20 protein-coding genes and 1 pseudogene are annotated in these 23,819 nt (G+C 42.1%); 10 read left to right on the top strand and 11 right to left on the bottom strand.

Annotated features, from left to right (window positions below):
• The first annotated feature begins 14 nt into the window (after positions 1-14).
• From IQ274_RS03205 to IQ274_RS03220, 4 genes are all read left to right on the top strand, one after another.
• A complete protein-coding gene (locus tag IQ274_RS03205) occupies positions 15-1,388 on the top strand; it encodes an alkaline phosphatase family protein (protein ID WP_193867342.1) in 1,374 nt (457 codons plus the stop codon).
• A gap of 355 nt (positions 1,389-1,743) precedes the next feature.
• Positions 1,744-3,237, top strand: a complete 1,494-nt coding sequence (locus IQ274_RS03210; RefSeq protein WP_190897881.1) for a catalase — start codon at positions 1,744-1,746, stop codon at positions 3,235-3,237.
• Between the two features lie 254 nt (positions 3,238-3,491).
• Positions 3,492-3,722 (top strand): hypothetical protein, encoded by a 231-nt coding sequence (locus IQ274_RS03215; RefSeq protein WP_193867343.1) that lies wholly within the window; start codon positions 3,492-3,494, stop codon positions 3,720-3,722.
• Positions 3,719-3,937: a hypothetical protein gene (locus IQ274_RS03220; protein WP_193867344.1), complete on the top strand. Its 219-nt coding sequence runs from the start codon at positions 3,719-3,721 to the stop codon at positions 3,935-3,937. The genes IQ274_RS03215 and IQ274_RS03220 overlap by 4 nt, the downstream gene beginning before the upstream one ends.
• A 239-nt stretch (positions 3,938-4,176) precedes the next feature.
• Here the strand turns inward: IQ274_RS03220 and IQ274_RS03225 are convergent, their stop codons facing one another.
• The 4 genes from IQ274_RS03225 to IQ274_RS03240 form a co-directional block, all read right to left on the bottom strand.
• The gene (locus IQ274_RS03225; protein ID WP_193867345.1) at positions 4,177-5,469 is read right to left on the bottom strand and encodes a tetratricopeptide repeat protein; all 1,293 of its coding nucleotides are present in this window, start codon (positions 5,467-5,469) and stop codon (positions 4,177-4,179) included.
• A complete protein-coding gene (locus IQ274_RS03230) occupies positions 5,463-6,902 on the bottom strand; it encodes an ATP-binding protein (protein ID WP_228058011.1) in 1,440 nt (479 codons plus the stop codon). The genes IQ274_RS03225 and IQ274_RS03230 overlap by 7 nt, the downstream gene beginning before the upstream one ends.
• A gap of 299 nt (positions 6,903-7,201) precedes the next feature.
• On the bottom strand, positions 7,202-8,377 hold the full coding sequence (locus IQ274_RS03235; RefSeq protein WP_193867347.1) for a hypothetical protein: 1,176 nt from the start codon (positions 8,375-8,377) through the stop codon (positions 7,202-7,204).
• A gap of 103 nt (positions 8,378-8,480) precedes the next feature.
• Complete coding sequence (locus IQ274_RS03240; protein WP_179072792.1) at positions 8,481-8,909, bottom strand: hypothetical protein; 429 nt, start codon at positions 8,907-8,909, stop codon at positions 8,481-8,483.
• 364 nt (positions 8,910-9,273) lie between these two features.
• Here IQ274_RS03240 and psbQ point away from each other — a divergent pair, with 364 nt between their 5' ends.
• The 4 genes from psbQ to hemJ all read left to right on the top strand — a co-directional run bounded on the left by psbQ (position 9,274) and on the right by hemJ (position 12,686).
• Positions 9,274-9,729, top strand: coding sequence for a photosystem II protein PsbQ (gene psbQ, locus IQ274_RS03245; protein WP_193867348.1), 456 nt, complete (start codon positions 9,274-9,276; stop codon positions 9,727-9,729).
• A 134-nt stretch (positions 9,730-9,863) separates the two neighbouring features.
• Complete coding sequence (locus tag IQ274_RS03250) at positions 9,864-10,994, top strand: NAD(P)/FAD-dependent oxidoreductase (protein ID WP_193867349.1); 1,131 nt, start codon at positions 9,864-9,866, stop codon at positions 10,992-10,994.
• A gap of 70 nt (positions 10,995-11,064) precedes the next feature.
• Positions 11,065-11,916: an alpha/beta fold hydrolase gene (locus IQ274_RS03255; protein WP_163929294.1), complete on the top strand. Its 852-nt coding sequence runs from the start codon at positions 11,065-11,067 to the stop codon at positions 11,914-11,916.
• Positions 11,917-12,104: 188 nt separating this feature from the next.
• Entirely contained in the window at positions 12,105-12,686 is a 582-nt protein-coding gene (gene hemJ / locus IQ274_RS03260) for a protoporphyrinogen oxidase HemJ (RefSeq protein ID WP_174708275.1), read from the top strand.
• A 39-nt stretch (positions 12,687-12,725) separates the two neighbouring features.
• Here hemJ and IQ274_RS03265 read toward each other — a convergent pair whose 3' ends face one another.
• Positions 12,726-13,634, bottom strand: a complete 909-nt coding sequence (locus IQ274_RS03265; RefSeq protein WP_193867350.1) for a peptidoglycan-binding domain-containing protein — start codon at positions 13,632-13,634, stop codon at positions 12,726-12,728.
• 391 nt (positions 13,635-14,025) lie between these two features.
• On the opposite strand from IQ274_RS03265, the gene IQ274_RS03270 reads away from it, so the two are divergent.
• On the top strand, positions 14,026-16,890 hold the full coding sequence (locus IQ274_RS03270; RefSeq protein ID WP_193867351.1) for a COR domain-containing protein: 2,865 nt from the start codon (positions 14,026-14,028) through the stop codon (positions 16,888-16,890).
• A gap of 377 nt (positions 16,891-17,267) precedes the next feature.
• Here IQ274_RS03270 and IQ274_RS03275 read toward each other — a convergent pair.
• The 6 genes and pseudogenes from IQ274_RS03275 to IQ274_RS03300 form a co-directional block, all read right to left on the bottom strand.
• Positions 17,268-17,684, bottom strand: a pseudogene (locus IQ274_RS03275) (retroviral-like aspartic protease).
• Entirely contained in the window at positions 17,677-17,895 is a 219-nt protein-coding gene (locus IQ274_RS03280; RefSeq protein WP_193867352.1) for a hypothetical protein, read from the bottom strand. The pseudogene IQ274_RS03275 and the gene IQ274_RS03280 overlap by 8 nt, the downstream one beginning before the upstream one ends.
• A gap of 212 nt (positions 17,896-18,107) precedes the next feature.
• Complete coding sequence (locus IQ274_RS03285) at positions 18,108-19,826, bottom strand: NAD+ synthase (protein ID WP_194141563.1); 1,719 nt, start codon at positions 19,824-19,826, stop codon at positions 18,108-18,110.
• Positions 19,827-20,078: 252 nt separating this feature from the next.
• Complete coding sequence (locus IQ274_RS03290) at positions 20,079-20,825, bottom strand: NUDIX hydrolase (RefSeq protein WP_163929288.1); 747 nt, start codon at positions 20,823-20,825, stop codon at positions 20,079-20,081.
• Positions 20,786-21,385: a nicotinate-nucleotide adenylyltransferase gene (locus tag IQ274_RS03295; RefSeq protein WP_194141564.1), complete on the bottom strand. Its 600-nt coding sequence runs from the start codon at positions 21,383-21,385 to the stop codon at positions 20,786-20,788. The genes IQ274_RS03290 and IQ274_RS03295 overlap by 40 nt, the downstream gene beginning before the upstream one ends.
• 4 nt (positions 21,386-21,389) lie before the next feature.
• Positions 21,390-22,796: a nicotinate phosphoribosyltransferase gene (locus tag IQ274_RS03300; protein WP_193867353.1), complete on the bottom strand. Its 1,407-nt coding sequence runs from the start codon at positions 22,794-22,796 to the stop codon at positions 21,390-21,392.
• A gap of 451 nt (positions 22,797-23,247) precedes the next feature.
• Here IQ274_RS03300 and IQ274_RS03305 point away from each other — a divergent pair, with 451 nt between their 5' ends.
• Entirely contained in the window at positions 23,248-23,397 is a 150-nt protein-coding gene (locus IQ274_RS03305; RefSeq protein ID WP_193867354.1) for a hypothetical protein, read from the top strand.
• Positions 23,398-23,819 lie beyond the last annotated feature (422 nt).

Raw genomic sequence — 23,819 nt, forward strand, 5'->3', positions numbered from 1 at the left:
AAGAAACTAAGTTTATGAAAAAAACAGTTGTTCTAAATGTCGTGGGATTAACGCCCAGTTTACTAGGAGAAAACACGCCGTTTTTATCTTCTTGGGCTGCTAAAGGGCAAGTGGCTCCCATTAAAAAAGTTCTACCTGCTGTAACTTGTTCTGTTCAGGCTACTTATTTAACAGGAAAATTGCCTAATGAACATGGAATTGTCGCTAATGGTTGGTACTTCCGTGATGAATGTGAAGTGAAGTTTTGGCGACAATCTAATAAACTAGTACAAGCTCCCAAAGTTTGGGAAATAGCTAAATCAATTGACCCAACTTTTACTTGTGCCAACCTTTTTTGGTGGTACAACATGTATTCTTCAGTAGATTATGCTATTACGCCGCGTCCAATGTATCCCGCAGATGGGAGAAAATTACCCGATATTTATACCCATCCTAGTGATGTGCGATCGCAAATTCAATCTGATTTAGGAAATTTCCCTCTGTTCGATTTTTGGGGCCCAAAAACTACCATTAGTTCTAGCCAATGGATTGCCAATTCCGCAAAATGGATTGAGGAACGCTACAGCCCGACATTATCACTGGTTTATTTACCACATTTAGATTACTGTCTGCAAAAATTTGGTCATGATGAAAAACACATCCAAGCTGATTTACGAGAAATTGATGCTGTTTGTGGCGATTTGATTAAATATTTTGAAGCACTTAATACTCAGGTAATTATTCTTTCTGAGTATGGCATTACCCCAGTTTCTAAAGCGGTAGATTTAAACCGCGTATTACGGGAAAATGGTTTAATTGCTGTGCGGGAAGAATTAGGGCGAGAACTGCTCGATTTTGGTGCTAGCATTGCCTTTGCGGTTGCCGATCATCAAATTGCTCATGTATATGTGAACGATCCGGCGTATATCCCAAAAGTGCGATCGCTTTTAGAAGCGACTGAAGGCGTGGCGCAGGTGTTGGATGAAGAGGGGAAACAAGCCTACCATCTCAATCATCCTAGATCGGGTGAGTTGGTAGCGATCGCACAATCTGACGCTTGGTTTACCTATTATTATTGGCTCGATGATGCCAAAGCGCCTGATTTTGCTAGAACTGTAGATATCCACCGCAAACCGGGTTACGATCCTGTAGAACTTTTCCTCGATCCGCAAATCAAATTTCCTCAAGGAAAAATTGCTCTCAAGTTACTTAAGAAACAACTAGGTTTTCGCTACTTAATGGATGTAATTCCTTTGGATGCTTCCCTGGTGCGTGGCTCTCACGGTAATATCACCACTTCCCCAGATGAAGGGCCTCTATTTATTACCCATCAAACTCACCTAGTTGATGAACATCAAATTGAGGCGACAGATGTTTGTTCGTTGATTCTCAAACATTTAAATACCTGAAAGGCAGTATAGAGGGGATATATCGCCTCTGCATCTTACCAAAATGCAAAAAAAATTTATGGTAATTCATAATCATATCGAGTATGATTTATATATAAACTCGTAATGACTATGAATTAATGTGAGTTCGACAAATCTTATTTGACCTCTCCCCCAACCCCTCTCCGTGTCGGAGACGGGAGCAAAAAGCTGAATTTTTCGTTGCTCCTCCCTTTCCGTTTCCCAGAGGCAGGCTGGGAGGGAAAGGTTCATCGAACTTACGTTGAATTAGTTTGTTATGTCAGTAGGTATACATCTACTGACTAAAATGTACTGTGGGCAATCTGAGTAACTTACATGGAGAGCTTCTTTAACCATGACTGAACCCCAAAACTTGACAACTGCTGATGGTATTCCAGTTAGCGATAACCAGAACTCACTTACGGCTGGAGCGCGTGGCCCTGTATTAATGCAGGATTTCCACCTCATAGAAAAGCTGGCTCATTTCAATAGAGAACGTATTCCTGAAAGAGTTGTTCACGCTAAAGGTGCGGCTGCTCATGGTACTTTGACTATTACCAATGACATTACCCGCTACAGTAAAGCCAAACTTTTTTCTGAAATTGGCAAGAAAACGGAAGTTCTCTTGCGCTTTTCGACAGTTGGCGGAGAAAAGGGTTCAGCAGATGCCGAGCGCGACCCTAGAGGTTTTTCCCTCAAGTTTTATACTGAGGAGGGTAACTGGGATCTTGTAGGTAACAATACCCCTATTTTCTTCATCCGCGACCCTTTGAAGTTTCCTGATTTTATCCATACCCAAAAGCGCAATCCCCAAACCAATTGCAAAGACCAGAATGCAAAGTGGGATTTTTGGTCACTCAGTCCAGAATCGCTTCACCAGGTGACGATCCTCTTTTCAGATCGGGGAATTCCCAAAACCCATCGACACATGGACGGTTTTGGTAGTCACACCTTCAGTTTAATTAATGCCGAGGGCGATCGCGTTTGGTGTAAATTTCACTTTAAGACTCTGCAAGGGCATCAAACCTTGACAGAGGAAGAATCCGCTAAGATTAAGGGCGAAGATCCAGATCATGCGACTCATGATTTATTTGAAGCGATCGCTAACAAAGACTATCCCAAGTGGCGGATGTGCATTCAGGTGATGACCGAGGAGCAAGCGGAAAAACATCCAGATAATCCTTTTGACTTGACCAAAGTTTGGAAACAAGGCGAATATCCTTTAATTGAAGTCGGGATATTAGAGCTAAATCGTAACCCTGAGAATTATTTTGCCGAAGTAGAGCAAGCCGCTTTTAGCCCTAGTGCAGTGGTTCCTGGCGTTAGTTTTTCTCCAGACAAAATGCTGCAAGCTCGAATTTTTTCTTACCCAGATGCTCAACGGTATCGCTTGGGTGGTAATTATCAGCAACTACCCGTTAACCAGCCCAAATGTCCAGTGATGCATTATCAGCGAGATGGCTTTATGGCATCGGGGAACAACGGCGGTAGCGTTCCTAACTATGAACCGAATAGTGCTGAGGGTACGCCCAAAGAAAATCCAGCTTATGCAGAACCACCTAGTCATTTGGGCGATGTCACAGTCGATCGTTACAGTCATCGTGAAGGAAACGACGATTACACCCAAGCAGGTAATTTGTATCGGTTACTAACTCCTGAACAGCAAGAGCGTCTTGCTAAAAATATTGTCGGTAGTCTCTCTCAAGCAAGGGAAGACATCCAAATGCGCCAACTTTGCCACTTCTTCCGGGCAGATATTTCTTATGGTCGTCGTGTAGCTGAAGGATTGGGCATTTCAATCGATCCATCAATGTTTTCTCATGATGCTCAACCTGTAGGTAACTGGTAGCCTTATCCAATTTTGTGGGGTGGGCATCTTGCCTGCCTTAGAGGATGTTTGAAAAGTTCTTTTCTTGGTAGCAAAACGTTTTAGATCCCCCTAAATCCCCCTTAAAAAGGGGGACTTTGATTCCGGTTCCCCCCTTTTTAAGGGGGGTTAGGGGGGATCAATAAGTGCCTATAATCACAGCCAACCACTTTTAAAACAACCTATTAAAGCAAATTCATTTGATTAATTTACAAAATAAATCGAGGTAATTAAACATGAAATTAACAGCAACGGAGAACGGATTATTAATCCCTAAAGAACTATTAGGGGAAAACCAAGAGTTTGAGATTATTCAAGAAAATGGAAAAATTATTATTACTAGTATTAAACATACATCTTCTATTGGGGATTTAGGTTCAAATCCTGTGGAATGTGATGTAAAAGATGGTGCAATTAACCACGATCGCTATCTCTATAACCCGTTAACGGAGCTAAAATACTCGTGAACGGAGCTAAAAGCCTCGTGAACGGAGATAAAAGCCTCGTTAACGGAGCTAAAATACTCGTGAACGGAGATAAAATACTCGTTAACGGAGATAAAAGCCTCGTGAACGGAGCTAAAAGCCTCGTGAACGGAGCTAAAATACTCGTGAACGGAGATAAAAGCCTCGTGAACGGAGATAAAAGCCTCGTTGACGGAGTTCAGAGGCTCATTAAGTAGATAAACAAAAATATTTACAGTTATTGCGATCGCACCCTTCGCAAAGCATATCGTAGAGAAGTAGTTTTAGGTTGTGCGATCGCATTATTTTGCTTCACTGCCTTTGCAATGACATTGTGTAATTAATTATGTTGCCTACTTATTAGACTAGGATTTGAATCCCAGGCGGTTAATGCAGCCGGTGCAGATTACCTAAATTACTGAAACCAACGGGAAACAAAAGCAACCATTCTCCTGAATCAAGACTGACGATTCCGCCGCAAGTCTTCTAGATTGTTACGAAAGGTTATTGTATTGGGATGATTTGCCCCCAACCGTTGTTCAGCAATCGCCAAAGCTTCGATATACAAAGGTTCGGCATCGCTGTACCTTCTTTGTGATTTGTAGAGTCCTGCCAAATTGTTCAGGCTAATTGCCACATCAGGGTGTTCATCCCCCAGCAGACATTTTGTCATCGCCAAAGCTTCGATATACAAAGGTTCGGCATCGCTGTACCTTCTTTGTGATTTGTAGAGTCCTGCCAAATTGTTCAGGCTAATTGCCACATCAGGGTGTTCATCCCCCAGCAGACGTTTTCTCATGGCCAAAGCTTCGATATACAAAGGTTCGGCATCGCTGTACCTTCTTTGTGAATTGTAGAGCAATGCCAAATTGTTCAGGCTACTTGCCACTAAGAGGTGTTCATCCCCCAGCAGACGTTTTCTCATGGCCAAAGCTTCGATATACAAAGGTTTGGCATCGCTGTACCTTCCCTGTGAATAGTAGAGGAGTGCCAAATTGTTCAGGCTACTTGCCACTAAGGCGTGTTCATCCCCCAACCGTTGTTTAGCAATCGCCAAAGCTTTTATATACAAAGGTTCGGCATCGCTGTACCTTCCCTGTGAACGGTAGAGTCCTGCCAAATTGTTCAGGCTAGTTGCCACTGAAGGGTGTTCATCCCCGAAACGTTTTCTAGCAGCTGATAAACTTTGTTCACGCCAAGGTAAAGCTTGCGCGTAGGCTCCTTGACCTTCGTAAAATCTAGCCAAGCCTACAAAAGGCCAGATTAAATCATCATCGCTTAACCACGCTTGGTAAACTGTGGCAGCTTCTCCAAGGTGAGGGATGGCAAGAGTTGCTTGAGCAATTTCTATCAATGTGGGTGTGTGAGGAATATCTTTTGCTACGGCTACCATCGCTTGACAAAAGCCGCGCTTAAGTTGATCCGCTTCCGCTAACTCTTCTAACTTCTGCCGCAATAATTCCCGAATGCGATCATGAACTTGGTAGGTGTCCTCTGCCAATTCTTGCAGCAAATAACATTCAACTAAAACAGTGCAGTGAGCTTTTAAGTCAAATTCCCAATGGCTATAACTTGCTGCTGATTCTAGCAAAGACCAAGGAATAGGAGCCAAAGCAAACAAACTCAACAGACAAGCCAACTTTTGCGCCTCTGCTTCCAAGCTTTGCCAATTCAACTCAAAAGCTGCTGCTACACCAGACTCGCCATCTGTTGCTTGCTTTTGTAGCTGTGCGAGAATGTCTGCTAGCATGATTCGCTCCTTGGCTCTTGCCGCAGTCCTGCTATTAGGTAAAGTCCAACAGGTACATAATTCACAAATTGGCAAAGTCCCTTAGCAAATTCTAATTCCTTCTCAACCCTATCTTTTCCTAGCAGGGTTGTTAATAATTCTAAGGCTGCATCTGCTGACAATTTACCTAACGGCAGTGATGGATATACTAACCCTGTATTTAGACGAGTGGTAATTAACACCTTAAACCGAGAACCTTTAGGTGGTAGATAGGGTTGAATTAGCTTCCAGTCTTTGACATCATCAAATATTAATAGAACTTTGCCAGCTTGCCAATTCTTCCAGCAATAAGCAACTTGACCTGCTAGGCTTAAACCATCCGGCGGATTAAAGTTAGGTAAATTCACAACTCCAAACTCTACTAACTGGATTCCCAAATCAATACCTTGGGGATTTAACCAACAACACCCGCCAGAATAATCTTCCAAATATTGCCATGAGTATTGAATAGCTAACTCTGTTTTACCCACCCCACCTTGCCCAGTCACATCAGTAATAGCCACAACATCATTAACTTGCAATAGCTGACGCAATTGTTCTATTTGCTCATCCCTCCCGACAAACTTACGAGCTTGACTCTGTGGGATATTATGCGGGATATCAAACGGGTTAAAATGAGATTTTTCAATATCTCCATCCCAACTACGGGAATAAAAATAAGTCGGCAGTTGTTTTTTATCTAAACTGGTAAATCGTTGCTTAACTGCCTCAGTAACTTCCTTCATATTTGGGGGAAAATTCCCATTAGCTGCTGCAAAAGCCTCCCGCACAGCTTGAGAAAAGTATCCTGTTTTATTTTCAGAATTTACCTGAGCTTTTTCTCCTTCCCGCGTAGCCAGTAACACAAATTGTTGACTATCTGGCTTTGGCTGACCACTTAAAAAAGCTTTGCCACCTAAGTTAGTTGGTCTTCCCTTCGACTCTAAAACATAATTGGCACATGCATCAATAATACAAATATGATTACGAATCTGAAAATTATCGGAACCCAGCAAAACTAATAAAGAATTTAAATCTAAATTCTGCCAATTCTGTTTATTTGCATCAGCACAAAGCAACCGACGCTCTCGTTCTGAGGTAATCAAACCATGTCCAGCCCAAAAAATGTAGAGTAAATCCCCCGACTTTGGGGATAAAAAGTTAGTCACAATGTCGGAGATATTTTGCTCTGTTGCTAACTCTACAGTTAACCCACATTCCCCAATTAACTGATGATTTTCTTCCAGCGCTGATAAACATAACCGGATATTCTCTTTGGGTACACCGCGCCGATGCAGCCAATGAGCAAATTTCAGCGCGTCATCGGCTGGTCCTCCACCTGGCACATTCCAAGCAGGTTCGTGGTACTTTTCGATACCCACAATTAACCCAAATGTCCGCTCAGGTTTCGCCATCAACTGCATGATGACCTAGCCTCTCACGTGATGGGGAAAATGACCTAACCCACTAGGGCATGTTTTCAAACCTTTCTTGAAGCACCTGAGTCTTTGGAGATCCCCCCAACCCCCCTTTTTAAGGGGGGCTTTTAGAGTTTCTTTTCCCCCCTTATTAAGGGGGGTTAGGGGGGATCTTCGAGTTTGAAAACAGTCTCTAACTCCTTTCCCTAATTGGAAAAGGGGAAAATTTAAAGCCTCTCTCGTTGTAGAAGAGAGGTTGGGAGAGGAGTTTTCTAAATACCGTAAAAAGTAAACCATTATGGCAACCTCGAAATAATTGCCTCCCAGGTTTTAGCATTTGTCCAATAAGCACCGTGGGAACGGGGAAACGGTTGTCTGCTATCCACTCGCACATCCTGCACTCGCTCAGGAAAAATTCTATTACCCACGTAACTGAGAAAATCCCGTAAATCGTAGATATTCAACCATTGCGGGAAATGCTCTGGCAATAACTGCCCATATTCTAAGCTGTAGAGGGCATTAATCTCATATAAAAATGGTGCTTGGGAACCAACTGTTACCAATAATTCCACCTGAGACAACTGCTGCTGCACTAGCAAATCTACACAAGCGATACCTCCCAAACTATGGGCGATTAAAACCACTGGCGGTTCTGCTTGGATAATTTGTTGCTGGATAAACGCCCTAATTTTTTCACCCCGTGTTTGATACAACAAAATATCACCAGGCATAGGCGAAATTTTATCAGTTAACTCAAGGCGGTTTCCTCTGACATAATTTGTTCCGCCGTACTGTGCTAGTTCAACAAATGGCCTTAATAACCAGCCAACTAATCCTAACTCCACTTCTCCCAAAGCCAGAGTCAGCAATTCCACAACTTCATCCCGCAATTGGGCATCGGTGAGTATGGGGGGAAATTTTTCTTGCTGTTCGCTAATAAACATTGCTTGAGCCACAACTGCTCTAGCTACTGGTGCATAATATTCACTCAAATCAGATTCGGAAACTGTGAGCAACGCCTGATGATACGGTTCACTGTGGATAACCGCCTCTCGTGCTGGCTCAAATACCTCTGCAATTCCCGCCTCTTGCAACTTCGCTTCCAGTTGAGATCCCGGAGTGAGACTGGCTACACGAGATTGTAAAATATCCCCTGGTTCTTCCCCAAATAGATTTCCTGCCTCAACAGGTTTCAAAGACAACAGCCGTAATTCATACAGAGGATCGCGGTATAATTGCCCCCACAATACAATCTCTGCGTCTTCTTCTCCTGGAGATAAAGCCAGTGTCGCATTCTCCAAGGGTACTGATGCCCGATTATTATTGAACTTTGCACCAAATACACCCCAAAGGCAGGGAGAAACTTTGATATCAGGACGTTGGGCGTGAATCTTTTGCTCAATTATCTGAAAGGTTTCGTTGTATTCTCGTTCTCTAATGCCTGTACCATGTACAAATATTACGGTGGTCAAGTCGCTTCGCTCCAATTAAAAATTAAAAATTATTAATTAAAAATTGCAAGATGCTCTTTACAAGATGCTGCGCGAATATGTGAGAGGTTTGCTCCTGCCACCTTCATTCACTTGGCTTATTAAAAACTTCTAAAATCTGTCGGCAAATTTGTTTTAGCTTATCCTCGATTTCACCAGAAGGCGAAGATGCGCCGACAACATTCCAGTTTTCTACCGTAGAAAGTCGCCATGCTTCACCGCGATGATCGAATCCAGCTACCTCCACGCCGATCGCACGCCGGGAATTATTGATGGGATCTTGATAAAATCGGATTTGAATTAAAATACTCCGACTTCGCCAAGATTTGCTGATACCAGGAAAGTGAAAGCCAATATCTATAGAATCTGGATCGACTAACTCCCTAGTTTCCGGGTCATTTTTCCAGGGTTTGAGATCAGATTTGGCATCAGGAAACTCAAATTTGAACAAGTTAACCACCGTAGCAATGTTGCTAGCGAGTTCAAGGTTCGTTGCCTGTTCAGCTGCATTCACTAAAAAACACTCCTATAATTGCGTCGGCATCTTCGGGGATGTGAAGATAGAAAAACCGCCAGAAGGCTTATATTATCGGTGTTTCAGCTTATCAAGACCTTTGAGATTTAGCAACTCTAAATCAGACTTCCCTAACAATCGTTGTTACTAACAAATGTGAAAAATAGCTTCTCGTTGGGACTGTCTAACACCTCTTAAGTAATTGTACTTAAAAAGTCCTCAAAAGCAGATGAAACTCTGCCCTTTATAAAAAATATTCGGATTGTCTGCAAAATCCTTGGCAGACAAGAACGATAAATTGCACTAGCGACGATCTAAAATGACACTGTGAATCGGTAAACAAAAAGCAATTAAGTTCATTGTCATGGCGCGTCAACGCTCGATTTTTTCATTTGTTTTAGTATTATTGGCCACATTCCTCATGAGTTGTGGCGGCCCTGGTGCTTCAGTAACACCTCCAACTTACACAGCGACTCAACTTGAAAGAATTCAGGCTTATGTTCCTGAAATTCAGGCTGTGCGCGATCGCTCAGATGAGTTGAAAACCTTAATCCAAAAAGGTGATTGGATCAATGTGCGTAACTTTATACATGGGCCCATAACAGAAGCAAGGCTGCACCTGACTTATGTCACTTCCAACCTTCTGCCCAAAGACCAACCCACAGCCCGTCAGATAACGCGAGATTTGTTTAACGACCTAGTTAAGCTTGATAAAGCTACTAGTGCTAGCAATCCTCTAGTTGCCTTGAATCAATCCCAAGCTGCTTTCACGGACATTGACAAATTCCTCGACCTGCTTCCTAAAAAAGAAGAAGGTTAAAAGTTAGAGACGCGATTAATCGTGTCTGTACAAGAGTTAGGAGTTAGAGACGCGAAAAATTTGTGTCTGTACAGGAGTTAGGAATTTTAAATTTTTAACTTCTAACTCCTAACTTCTCATTTAAAGCACAAGTAATGAATGTAGTAATTATTGGTTGTGGTGTAGTTGGGGCTGCGATCGCCTACGAACTGAGTCTAGTAAAAGGGCTGAAAATTACAGTTTGCGATTGCCAACCACCAGCACAAGCTTCCACGGGCGCTGCACTGGGCGTTTTGATGGGCGCAATCAGCCAAAAAATCAAGGGCAAAGCTTGGCAGATGCGACAAACCAGCATCCAACGCTATGAAACTTTGATTCCCGAACTAGAAGCTTTAACAGGTCGCAAAATCCCTTTTAATCGCCAGGGAATTCTCAGTCTTGGTTTGGCAGAGGAGAATTTAGCAGCATGGGAAAAACTTGTAGAAATTCGCCACTCTCAAGGCTGGCATTTAGAAATATGGGATACGGCTAAACTCCAGAATATCTGTCCTCAAGTGGATTGTGAAAAAATTACTGGCGCTGTCTATTCTCCCCAAGATCGTCAACTCGATCCAACTGCTCTCACATTAGCTTTAGTTGAGGCCGCCCAGCAAAACGGTGTAACTTTCAAATTTGGCGTGACTGTTTTGGATGCCTCAACCTCAACATCTGAATTTTGCTATCAACTTGAGACCACAGAAGGAAAAATAACCGCAGATTGGTTTGTAATTGCTGCGGGGCTAGGTTCAACCCCGCTAACGGCAAAATTAAATCAGACAATTGATATCCGCCCCGTACTTGGGCAAGCGTTGCAAATGCGTGTAGGGCATCCATTAGGCAATCCCGACTTCCAGCCAGCGATAACGGGTAATGATGTGCATATTGTTCCTGTAGGCGGCGGAGATTATTGGGTAGGCGCGACAGTCGAGTTTCCCAGCAATGGCGATGAGATACCGCCAAACCAAGAACTGTTGGAATCTGTTAGAAAACAAGTGATCGCATTTTGCCCAGAATTATCCACAGCAAAAATTATCCGCACTTGGTCAGGTTTACGTCCCCGTCCTGAAGGTCGTCCAGCCCCAGTTATTGGTAAGTTATCAGGGTTTAGTAATATCCTCCTAGCTACCGGACACTATCGCAACGGCGTTTTGCTAGCACCCGCCACAGCTTATGCAATTCGTGAGATGATTATTTCTCAGGGAATGGGGACTAGGGACTGGGGACTAGGGACTGGGACTAAGGACTAAATTCTTCTTATCAATACCCAGTACCCAATGCCAAGTACCCAGTCCCCAATCCCCAATATAGGAAAATAACGTGTCAATAACAGAACATAAAATCAATGTAGATTCACTGGAATGGTTTTATCGAGAATCTTTACCAATCGGCAGAACTGACTTAGCGCCTGTGTTGTTGTTACACGGCTTAGTTTCACAAAGTTATAGTTGGCGTAATATTATACCGGCTCTAGCGAATCAAGGTACAAGAGCGATCGCACCAGATTGGATTGGTTACGGCTTTTCTGCAAAACCAGAAAAACGAGATTTTGCTTATACTCCCGATGCTTTTATCACAGCTTTAGAAGGATTTGTCAAAGCCCTAGAACTTGAACATTTCTCTTTAGTTGTCCAAGGTTTTTTAGGTTCTGTAGGATTGCAATATGCTTTGCGTCATCCAGAACAAATTGCCAACTTAGCTATTTTAAATACACCAATATCAACTGCTGCCAAATTACCCTGGAAAATTAAACAAATGGGTTTACCTTTGGTAGGTGAAGTAATGACTCAAGACCCACTATTAGTTGACCGAACCCTAGAAGGTGGTAGTCGTTATCGCATAGGAGATAAGGAATTAGATATTTATCGAAAACCATTTTTGCAAAGTTCTTCATCTGGGCGGAGTCTGTTATCAAGTATTCGCAATTTACAGCTTGATTCAGCAATGACCGAAATTGAATCTGGTTTTAAAGAATGGCAACAGCCAATTCTGATTCAATGGGGAATGATTGACCCTTGGTTATCTGTAGACGTTGCCCAAAAATTTACAGATTTAGCACCAAATACCGAATTAATAAAACTTAATAACGTTGGACATTATCCTCAAGAACATTACCACGAGGTGATTTTGGAAGACCTTTTACCCTTTGTGCGTCGTAAAGATGCTCATTGACAATATACCTTTGGCAAAAATCGATATTATAAAAATGAAACCACAGATAAACACTGATGATTTATCTGTGGAAAAGAAATAAATTCTGGATCTTTGCCAGACTTATAATTTTATTCCAGACTGCATTTGTGAACTTTTTACTACCACTAAAAATGGCTCACAACCACAAGTAAAGGAGATGAGTATTCATGGCTTATTCTTGGTTTAAAGCATTTCACATTGTCGGATTTGTAGTTTGGTTTGCCGGTTTGTTCTACCTAGTACGCCTTTTTATCTATCACGTTGAAGCGAACCTTGAACCTGAGCCAGCGCAAACGATATTGAAAAATCAATATCAAATTATGGAAAAGCGTCTCTACTATATCATCACGAATCCAGGAATGTACGTGACGATCGCAATGGCCATCGGTTTATTAACCACTGAACCGGACGTTTTAAAAGAGGGCTGGTTACATATAAAACTGCTGTTTGTGGCTATTTTAATTGGTTATCATCATTACTGCGCTCGGCTGATGAAGAAGTTAGCAGTAGGCGAATGTGGCTGGAGTGGTCAGCAATTACGCGCTTTAAATGAAGCACCTACAGTTATGTTAGTAGCGATCGTTCTGCTGGCTGTATTTAAGAATAATCTCCCTACAGATATCGCTGCCTGGGCTATTTTTGCCATGATTATTTTGATGGCAGTCACTATTCAACTTTACGCCAAAAAACGCAGACAAGATAAAGAGAAGCTGACAGCACAGATAGGGCAACCACAAGAACAAAGTTAGACAAATTGGGTTAGCACATCACATCTGTGCTATCCTGCCTCATCCTGGAAACGTTTTCAGTAAATCATCGCCAGGAATCACAGTAGTGTAAAAAGTATATTTGCGATTAGCGACATAACGGCGGTCTTGTTTAACAATCGCCATAAACTCTCTATGTCCCTCACGAGTCCGTCCCACTAAACAACCCGCGCTCGCAAGACGAATATCATTCTGGGGAAAATCAAAGCCGTAGTGTTGATTCACATAAAAATTATCACCTGTATCAAGTTTATCGCCAGTCCGTTTAAAATCTTGGTTGAAATCTCTACAAACAGTGATATCTCCAACTTGCACTAATGCTTCGTGAGGTTCTGCTGTGCCGTGAGTGCCAACAGCCCAAGCTTTATATTGTCCAAATTGAATCCTAGCCGCTCCTTTGGGATTCATCGGGTTATAAGTGTAATACTTTCCTGGTTCTGTAGTTGCTTCCCAGTGATCTACGATTTTGGGAATACCATTTACTACTTCAATCACAATCCGGCGATCGTTAAATTGATTGGGTGTATCACTGTTGAGAGTCCAGTCTCCATTCATACCCTCTATATAAACAATGTTGTATTCTTTGGGATTGGTAAATACCTGATAACCTTTGGCTGTCATATATTTCACAATCTTACTAGCGATGTCATTGCCTAGTTTTAAAGGGGGTTTGGGAAGATCGTCTATTTTGGTTTCAATCAGTTTCTTGGCTGTGACTGCTCCTATAAAGCCACTCTCTTCAGTCTTTGTTAATTCTTGAAATTTTTTGAGAGCTATCACAGAAACAGGGCCAAATTTGCCATCGGCTGGAGGTTCCAGCAAAACTAAGCCGATTAATAGTATCTGAATCTGACGAGCCAAGTCTGCATCTTCTGCGATCGCATCAAATGACCATTTCTCATCTTTTCCCAAGAAATCTTGTAGTTTCATTATGCACCTGCTTTCATTTACTTACTTCTAAGTATAAACATCATTTTAAAAATTGATGTTGTCCGAAACTATACTCTAGCCTGAAACAGAATGTCACAATTTTTACTATTAATTTATGATTGGGTACGCAAAAATTCACAGAGATGATACTCAAGAAAAAACTATTTATTGGGAATATATATAAAATATTTCCCGTAATTTTTAGAAGATATACATAAAAATGATGAGTATAAAGTTGTACTGGAAGATGTGAAAAATATTCTCTGGCTGCTAAATCGCACATTGCTTCAATGCAATACTTCATACAAGCTACATTATTAATTAGCTCAATTTCTCTGCTGCGCGTCTAAGCAGCAACTCGTTGTCAGGCATCGCCTCTGTAAAACCCAAAATGACTAACGAAGAACTGCTACAAATTATTGAACAAGCTGTCAGAGACAAGGTGACAGAATTAGACCTTTCTAACAAAGGCTTAACAATACTGCCAAGGGAAATAGTCCAACTCACCAAGCTGCGATCACTCGACCTCTACAACAATCAACTGAGCAGTCTGCCACCGGAAATTGGCCAACTCACCAACCTGCGATCTCTTTACCTCCGCAGTAATCAACTGAGCAGTCTGCCACCGGAAATTTTCCAACTCACCAACATGCAAACCCTCCACCTCCGCAGTAATCAACTGAGCAGTCTGCCACCGGAAATTGTCCAACTCACCAACCTGCGATCTCTCTACCTCCGCAGTAATCAACTGAGCAGTCTGCCACCGGAAATTGTCCAACTCACCAACCTGCAATCCCTCCACCTCATCGATAATCAACTGAGCAGTCTGCCACCAGAAATTGACCAACTCACCAACCTGCAATCCCTCGACCTTGGCAGTAATCAACTGAGCAGTCTGCCACCGGAAATTGTCCAACTCACCAACCTGCAATTTCTCTACCTCAGCGACAATCAACTGAGCAGTCTGCCACTGGAAATCAGGCAATTAGCAAACCTGAAAAAGTTGGATCTTCGTAGAAATCCAGTCCCGATTCCACCAGAAATTTTGGGGCCAAAGAATTTATATGAAGATCCGGGTGATGTGAATGAAATTCTCGATTTCTATTTTCGGGTGCAAGATCCAGCTGAAACTGAACCCTTTTATGAAGCAAAATTCTTGATTGTTGGCGAAGGAGAAGTAGGTAAAACCTCTTTAGCCAAAAAAATCAAAGACGAAAACTATAAACTCCAGCCAAAAGAGAAATCAACCGAAGGCATTGAGGTGATCCGGTGGCACTTTACACAGCCAAATGGCAAAGATTTTCGCGTCAACATCTGGGATTTTGGTGGTCAGGAAATCTACCATCAAACCCATCAGTTTTTCCTTAGCAAACGTTCTCTCTATGTTTTAGTTGCCGACACTCGCAAAGAAAACACTGGTTTTTACTGGTGGTTGAAGGTTGTTGAACTCTTGAGCGACAAAAGCCCAGTTTTTATCATCAAAAACGAAAGACAAGACCGTCAGTGCGAAGTTGATGGGGGGCAGTTACGAGGAGAATTTGACAATCTCAAGGAAATTCTGCCAACCAATTTAGATACTAATCGCGGTTTAGCGGAAATTAAAAAAGCTATTCAGCTTTACATCAGTAATCTTGACCATGTTGGTACACCTTTACCAAAACTCTGGGTAAGAGTCAGAAACGCCCTAGAGAACAATTCCCGAAATTACATCAGCGTTGAAGAATACTTTACCCTTTGTCGAGTCAATAATTTAACTGACAAGAAAGACATGCTGCGCTTGAGCAGCTATCTCCACGACCTCGGCGTTTGCCTGCACTTTCAGGACGATTCGACACTCAAACATTACGTCATCCTCAAAACAGAATGGGGGACAACTGCCGTCTACAAAGTTTTGGATAACCAAACTGTCAAGCAAAAGCTAGGTTGTTTTACCAAAGAAAACCTCAAAGATATTTGGCAAGACGGCGAATATGCAGATATGCGAGAGGAACTCCTGCAATTAATGATGCGGTTCAAGCTTTGCTACAAAATCCCAGGTCGTGATGACATTTATATTGCGCCGCAATTGCTTTCCATTGAAAAAGCTGATTATACCTGGGACGATCGCAATAACCTAATTCTGCGCTACACCTATACATTCATGCCTAAAGGCATACTTACCCGCTTTATTGTCGAAACGCACCCTTGGATTGAACAGCAAAAACTTGTTTGGAAAAATGGTGTTGTTCTCAACAAAGACCAAACTCGTGCTGAAATCATTGAAAACTACAATCAACGGGAAATTAAAATTCGTGTAGCCGGAAACCGTAAAAAAGAATTGATGGCTGTCATCACCCATGAACTCGAAAAAATCCACAACTCTTATGAACGTTTACAATATCAAACCCTAGTTCCTTGTAACTGCGAAAAATGTGAAGGTAGCCAAACTCTTTATAGTTATCCTCTGGACGAACTGCGTGAGTTCCTAGATGATGGTGCTTACCTGATTCAATGTAGGAAAAGCCGTCAAATGGTAAATGTCCGCAGGCTAATTGATGATGTCATGTTCCAATCTGATAGACCAGATAAGGAAGTCAACCCCCAGGTTGCACAGTTGCAAAACGAACTGGAACGAAAGCGAGATGAATCATTGACACATCGGTTACAAGATAGCAATCAAGAAGAAAAACCCATCATGAATAGTCAATCTGCAATGGAATTCGAGAAGGAAATTTTCATATCTTATGCTTGGGGTGGAGAAAGTGAGCAATTTGTCAATCAACTGGATGAGACTTTTCAGGCAAAAGGAATCACAATTATCCGCGACAAACGCGATTTGGGCTACAAAGGACTAATTAAAGCCTTTATGGAACGGATTGGACGCGGCAAATGTGCGATCGCAGTTATTAGTGACAAGTATTTAAAATCTCCCAATTGCATGTTTGAGCTAGTGCAAATCGCTAAAAATGGAGAGTTTTATAATCGAATTTTCCCGATTGTGCTAGCCGATGCCCAAATTTATAAACCTGTTGCAAGACTTAAATATATTAAGCATTGGGAAGACGAAATTAAAGAATTAGATGAAGGGATGAAAGGCGTTAATGCAGCTAATTTACAGGGATTTCGTGAAGAAATTGATCAATACACCGAGATTCGCAACACGATCGCAGAACTGACTAACCTACTAAAAGATATGAACACGCTCACCCCTGATATTCACAGCAAATCAGACTTTGAGTCATTGCTGAATGCGATCGCACACCGTTTAGATGAGTAAAAATAACCTATTGGTTGGGTTTAGAGATTGAGCAATGTCTCCGACTGGCTAGACCTACGCCCTTTTGACTCGATAATTTTTGTTCTGAGATACAACCTTTAAGTTCAGAAGCAGAATGATGAGGATTAAAGGTGCAACTTTGAGGGTTAAAGGCGCAACTTCCAGGGTAAAAGGTGCAACTTCCAGGGTAAAAGGTGCAACTTTGAGGATAAAAGGCGCAACTTTGAGGATAAAAGGCGCAACTTCGAGGATAAAAGGTGCAACTTCGAGGGTTAAAGGTTAAGCGATCGCCCTTTTAACTCGACAACTTGTGTTCAAAGGTGCAACTTTCGAGTTCAGAGGTGGAATGATGAAGCTTTGAGGTGGAGCGATCGGATCTACGACTTAGAAGACAGTTCAAACGCCATCTGCGAACGATAAAAACAGACATCAAATTCTAAGAAAAAATTCATGCGTCCTAAAAGTAACGGCACATTATCCGTGAGACTCCAAGCAAATACCAATCGCACTGGTTCAAAACTGGCTATTTAAGCAGATTCAACTAACCCTTTTGCTTCGACTGGTGCAAGGTTTCCAGCCAGTTGCACTGAGGTTGTTAGTTCTTCCCAAACTACCCCTAACTGAATACCTACACTGTAAGGTAAAACATTAATACTAGCTCCAGTATCCAATAAACCTGAAACGTTAACGACAGAATTTTTGTAGCTTAACGTCATAGGTAATATTGGCACTGCATCGATATCCCCGAACACATCAAGACTTTCAACGAAGGAAAATCTTTGTGAATTAAGCATCGTTTACCTGTCTGTCTTCTTCTAGTAGTGCGGCTAGTTTATTAGCAGCTTCATGAGAATTATAGGGAGACCACACATGATAAGTGACTCCTGCCTGTAACGACAATGTTTCTTCTTCAGTTGCTAGTTCTTGAACTAAAAACTGCATAACCTTGAGTTTATCTGCACGAGATAGCTTATGCAAGGTTGGAAATAAATCTGCTACGCTCATATCCAGTTGAAGATAACGACTAAATACTTTTTATATTTTTACAACTACTATAAAGTAGGTGGTTACAAAGCTTGTGGCGTTGGCGTAAAAAAGATTTTACTACGCAAAGTCTGTCCCTCTCCGCATCGGAGAAGGACAGACTTTAATAAAATTTCAAGGCAGGGAGAGGTTTGATAACTAATTACTTGATTTGTGGATGAGTATCTTGTCCATCACAACAAACTAAGGTTAGGTGTAGCTGTAGTTTTAGCCTGGTAAGCCTTTTTGACACCAACCCAGTTACTAGCAATGGGCATTCGCCAACCAGTTCCAAAGGCGCGATCGGTTATTTTTAAACCCGGGGGTGCTTGTCGCCGTTTAAATTCAGCCCTCGCCACCATTTGAATTACTCTGTCTACAATCACCGGATCGTGACCGGCTGCAACAATCTGCACTGCTGATTGGTGGTTGTGAACCAGGCGTTGCAAAATATCGTCCAAAATTTCGTAAGGCGGTAGAGAGTCTTGATCCACTTGGCCTGGTTTGAGTTCAGCGCTGGGTGCTTTAGTCAAGACGTTTTGCGGGATGATTTCATTATTGCGATTTAACCAATGGCAAAGTGAATACACACGGGTTTTAGGAACATCTGCAATTACCGCTAACCCGCCATTCATATCACCGTAGAGAGTACAGTAACCCACAGCCATTTCTGACTTGTTACCAGTAGATAAAAGTAGATAGCCAAATTTATTAGCGATCGCCATTAATAAATTACCGCGAATCCGGGACTGGATATTTTCCTCAGCCAGTCCGAACTCAGTACCCGCAAACAAATCGCCTAAAGTTTGATCGAAGCCTTGCATTAACTCGCCAATTGGTAAAAGATTAGTCTTAATCCCCAAATTTTCGGCTAATGCCAAAGCATCACTGATGGAATGCTCCGAACTGTAAGGGGAAGGCATGAGAACACCGAGGACATTTTCTTTACCAAGTGCCGCAGTTGCGATCGCAGCTACTATTGCGGAGTCAATTCCGCCACTTAAACCCAAGACTACTTTAGAAAAGCGACACTTCCGAGCATAATCTCGCACTCCTAAAACCAAAGCTTGCCAAATTTCTTCATCTTCTGATTCATAGACAGGTGCTACAGAACCCAATAGTAAATCGCTTTGTACCTCATCAAATTCAACTACCATTAAATCGGTATCAAAGCCACGGGCGCGAGACATAATTTCACCTTGACGATTCAAGGCAAAACTACACCCATCAAAAATTAGATCGTCATTTCCGCCAACCTGGTTAGCATAAATAATCGGTTGCTGAAAACGCACTGCACTATGACTGAGCATTGTTTCTCGAAACTGTTGCTTGCCGACTGTGTAGGGCGAAGCAGACAAATTGACAATCAAATCTACACCCAAAATTGCTAAGTCAGCAATTGGATTTACTGCGTAACTTCGTTTGCCCCAAAATTCCTCATCGTTCCATAAGTCTTCGCAAATAGTTACGCCAATATCGATATTATCTAAAGTAAAATAATTAGCTTGTAAACCTGGTTCAAAATAGCGACGTTCATCAAATACATCGTAAGTAGGCAAAAGCCGCTTGTGAAAAACTTGCTTAACCTGGCCATTCTCTAACAAAGCCATGCTGTTAAATAAGGTTTTACCACCACTAATATATGCATTGGGGTTCGGTTCAACCGTTCCTACTAACACAGCTAAATTTGGTGGCAAATCTTGAGCCAAGTTTTGTAAAGTGATGCCCATCGCTTCCACAAAACTAGGATTTAGTAATAAATCTCGTGGTGGATAGCCACATAAAGAAAGTTCTGGTGTCAACAACAAACGCGCACCGCTAGATGCTGCGCGTTGTGCCGCCTCTAGGATTTTTTGAGCATTTAAAAGCAAATCACCAATAGTAGGATTAATTTGAGCGATCGCAATTTTCATATTATTTGTCATTAGTCATTGGTCATACCCTGCGGGAAGGCGAAGCGCCTATGTCATTTGTCAAGAGTCAGTTATGACTTTTGACTTTGCAATACGGTTCGGTTAACGTTTTAATATTTTGAATATCCTCCGAACCTCCTTAAAAAGAGGGGCTTATAATCCTCTTCTACTCCCTTTTTAAGGGGGTCGCCGCAGGCGGGGGGATCTTAACCGAAAGGTATTGCAGGAATTTGGACTCTGTAAAGTGATTGGTTAAATAAACACCAAAGGTTTATCTTTCAAGGGAGCAAAAGCTTCCGCGTCAAACTTATACAAACTAGCCGGACGACCAGCACCTCGTGATACCTTAATTCCGGTATCGCATAAAAAACCTAACTTGAGTAGACGCGCCCGAAAATTAGAATAATCGGAAAAGTTATCACCTAAAACTGTGGCGTATAACTGATATAAATCATTCAAAGTGAACATTTCTGGTAAGACTTCAAAAGCCACTGGGCTATACTCTAATTTATTTCGCAATCGCCTGTGTCCATAAGCCAGAATTTCATTATGGTCAAAAGCTAACTGTGGCACTTGTTTTACCGGATACCAAGCTATACCAGTCATGCGATCGGCAATCAATTCGGCTTCTTCAAATCGCACTAGGGCAAAGTAACTAACTGATAGATAACGCACACCATAACTATCAGTTGCTTCCCGTGGATCGCGATTTGGCCCGCCAAATGTATAGAGTTGTTCTAAATAGAGATTGTTGACCTTAATTTTCTCCGCCATAATGCGATAGGCGGCATCTTCTAAAGACTCTCCGGGACGCACTAAAGTACCGGGAAGACTCCAATGATTTAAAAATGGTTCTTGCTGTCGCATTACTAGTAGAACTAACAGCCGATTTTGTACAGTATCTACAGAAAAAATTACATTATCAACACCAACCTTGAAATCGGCCAAAGGTTGTTGGTTTAACGGAGTTGGTATCTTTTTTGGTGAACGTCCTGGCATTCGTACAAATGCTCTCGATTAATATAGGCAACTACAGGGGCTGTGAGGGCTTGAGAATCTCCATGTTCGCGGTACGCTGTTGAGGAAACATCTAGACCGGTCAGACTAGCGATCGCAATTTTCCCTCCCAGCTTTTGTACTACCTCTGAACTAGACTCATCTATGGCATATCCGGGTCGCGGTACAATAAGTAGTTGCACTTGCTGTAACAAATCTTCAATGCGATACCAACGTGGTAGCTGACTCAGTAAATCTGAACCAATAATCAACGTCAATTCAGCGTCTTCACCCCAAGTAAGCTTGGCTTTTTCTACTGTTTCCAGTGTTCTGAAGCTACTTAATTCTTGTTCCAAAGCAATATTGTGCCTTGGCGCGTCTATATCCGCAATTAACAGTCGCAACATTGCCGCCCGATGTTCTAAGGGTGTTTGATGAGACTTAAACGGATTATCCGCCGCCCAAACCGCTACCCAATCATAACGCTCAGACAACCAACTCAGAATTTTTTGATGTCCCGCAGTTGGTGGATCGGCACTAGTACCAAACAAAGCAACTCTCATCATCTTACTTTGCGTCCTTGGCGGTTCGTTTCTTAGTCTCTTCAGTCAACACCCGTAACCCCTCAGAAATCTCCACTTCTACACCCACAGGATGATCCAAAAGCCGTGTTTGTTGTGGCAAACTGGCAACTGAGGCTGTGGTACGTTGACGAATTGTTGCCAAAGACTCTAACGGTTGCACCCGTTGACCTTCCTGCACTACCAATTGCAACAAAGGTTCTTCATCCAAAGGAATTTCACCTAAGAGTCCCAACCTGTCTGCTTTTAACTTACCTCCCGTAAATGAACGAAAAATCTGCTTGCGCCCTGGATAAGTAACTTTACCACTTGACTGCTTCATCACTGGGATACCATCAATGTCTACAAGTTTATAGACTCCATTTACAGGCGAACCTGTAACTAATCTGGTTCCCAATCCGTAACCATCAATTTCAGCCCCAGCAGCTTTTAATCTGGCAATTTCCCACTCATCCAAGTCGCCACTGGCAAAAATTGGTACACCAGGAAGGAGCGATCGCACCTGCTTTGATAAGGTAACTAAATCTCCTGAGTCCAATCTCACTCCTGTTAATTGCATTTCCCCGGAATTTACTTTTTCAGCCAAGCGCTGGGCAGCAGCAACGGTATCGTAAGTATCAATCAGCAACGGCGCACCTGGAAAATATCGATGAAATGCACTAAAAGCTTGTTCTTCAGTGCCTTCTATTGCTGACAGCGCCATCACCAGGGCGTGCGCCATCGTACCACTTGGCTGTTGTCCCAGTTGTAGCGCTGCTAACACATTTGAGGTGGAATCTAAACCACCCGCCAAAGCCGCCCGCGCCGCCCACAAAGACCCTTGGGGGCTAAATGCTCGTCTTGTGCCAAATTCTAAAAGTGTTGCTGATTCCCCCGCTACATCCCGCAAGCGTGCTGCTTTTGTGGCAATCAAAGTCTGGTAATTAATCGTATTTAAAAGGTAAGTTTCTACTAATTGCGCTTGCCAAAGGGGTGCTTCCACCCGCAACAGTGGTTGATTGGCAAATACAACCGTCCCTTCTGGTACTGCCCAAACATCACCCGTGAACTTTCCCTCAGCTAAAAGTGACCAAAAGCGATCGCCTGCATGAGCAAAAATTCCCGTTGCCTTTAATGCCGCAATTTGCGAGGCACTAAAGCGGATTTTGGCTAAATATTCCAATGCTTGCGTCAGCCCCATTGCAATTAAATAACCAAAACCCTCTGGCAATCGTCTGACAGACAATTCAAAACTTGCCCGTCGTTGTTCGATACCTTCGCCTGTGTAACAAGCTGCCATCGTCAATTGGTAAAGATCGGTCAGCAAGCTGTAGTCATCAGCCGAGAGGTTTAGTTCCTGGTTCTGCTGGCTTTGCTGTTTATATACATAGTCCAAATCTGGCAAAGTTGTCATGCAAGAGATTCCTTACAAGCTGCTTCTTTTATTTATGGTAATATTTACCATAAATAATGTCAACTACCGTTCAGGATATTTCATGAGATTGCTATATAACAGTAGATTTATAGGTAAATTTATACTAGCTTTATAGAATATTTAATATTTTTTAATAGTAAAAGCTAGCAATAATGTTAATTTTACAATCGGCTAACGAAAGAAAATAATATCCTGCCAAGGCAAGTTTGTTTGCCAGCCTCTTTTCTAGACAGGATTTGGAGAAATAGATAAATTTCAATTAGAATCAAAGAGAAACGTTTAACTTTTTGACTAATTAAAGTATTGCGAAGTTATCTGAATAAACATTGCATATATTCTCAATATATTGAGAAGTAGAGCCAGCGAAGAATATTGGTATTAGAGTATAGGTAGCACAATTAAAGCGACTCAAAATAAGGAGTCCAATATTATGGCTATTTCCAAAATCCTTGGTAATATAACTCGGTATATTTCTGAAGCTGCAATGCGGATCTTTGGCCCTAATGATGATGCTTATCCTGCTACTGGGGTACAACCTTTTACAGGTGAGCCTTACGATAAGCGTAAAGATGATAATTAATAGGTGCTGATATAGCATTTGGAAAATATTTATAAACACAAAGCTCCCCGACTTATTCAAGAAGTCGGGGAGCTGATTCTTTTGGTGGAGAGCCAATCAAATAAGATTGGTATATTTGCGTTGCGATTGAAATAAACTACTTGGAAACCAATACTTGTCGGTTAAGGGGAAAAGGGGAAGGGGAAAAGGGAAAGAAAAAACCTTTAACCCTTACCCTTTAACCTTTTCCCCAAACCAAATTCTGAGTTCAAAATGCTTAACCGAGTAGTATTGACTTGGAAACAGGTTGCACAGCCGTAAAGATTTTTTGTGCCGTTAGTTGCAAGTTGGGAAAGATTGAGGAAATAAGTTGATCGTTGTTTTGAAACAACTGTTTTTGATACTCATCCTCTATTAGGGTACAAATTGTCACTCAAGTATAC

It is taken from the genome of Nostoc sp. LEGE 12447 (assembly GCF_015206985.1).
Lineage (GTDB): Bacteria > Cyanobacteriota > Cyanobacteriia > Cyanobacteriales > Nostocaceae > Nostoc.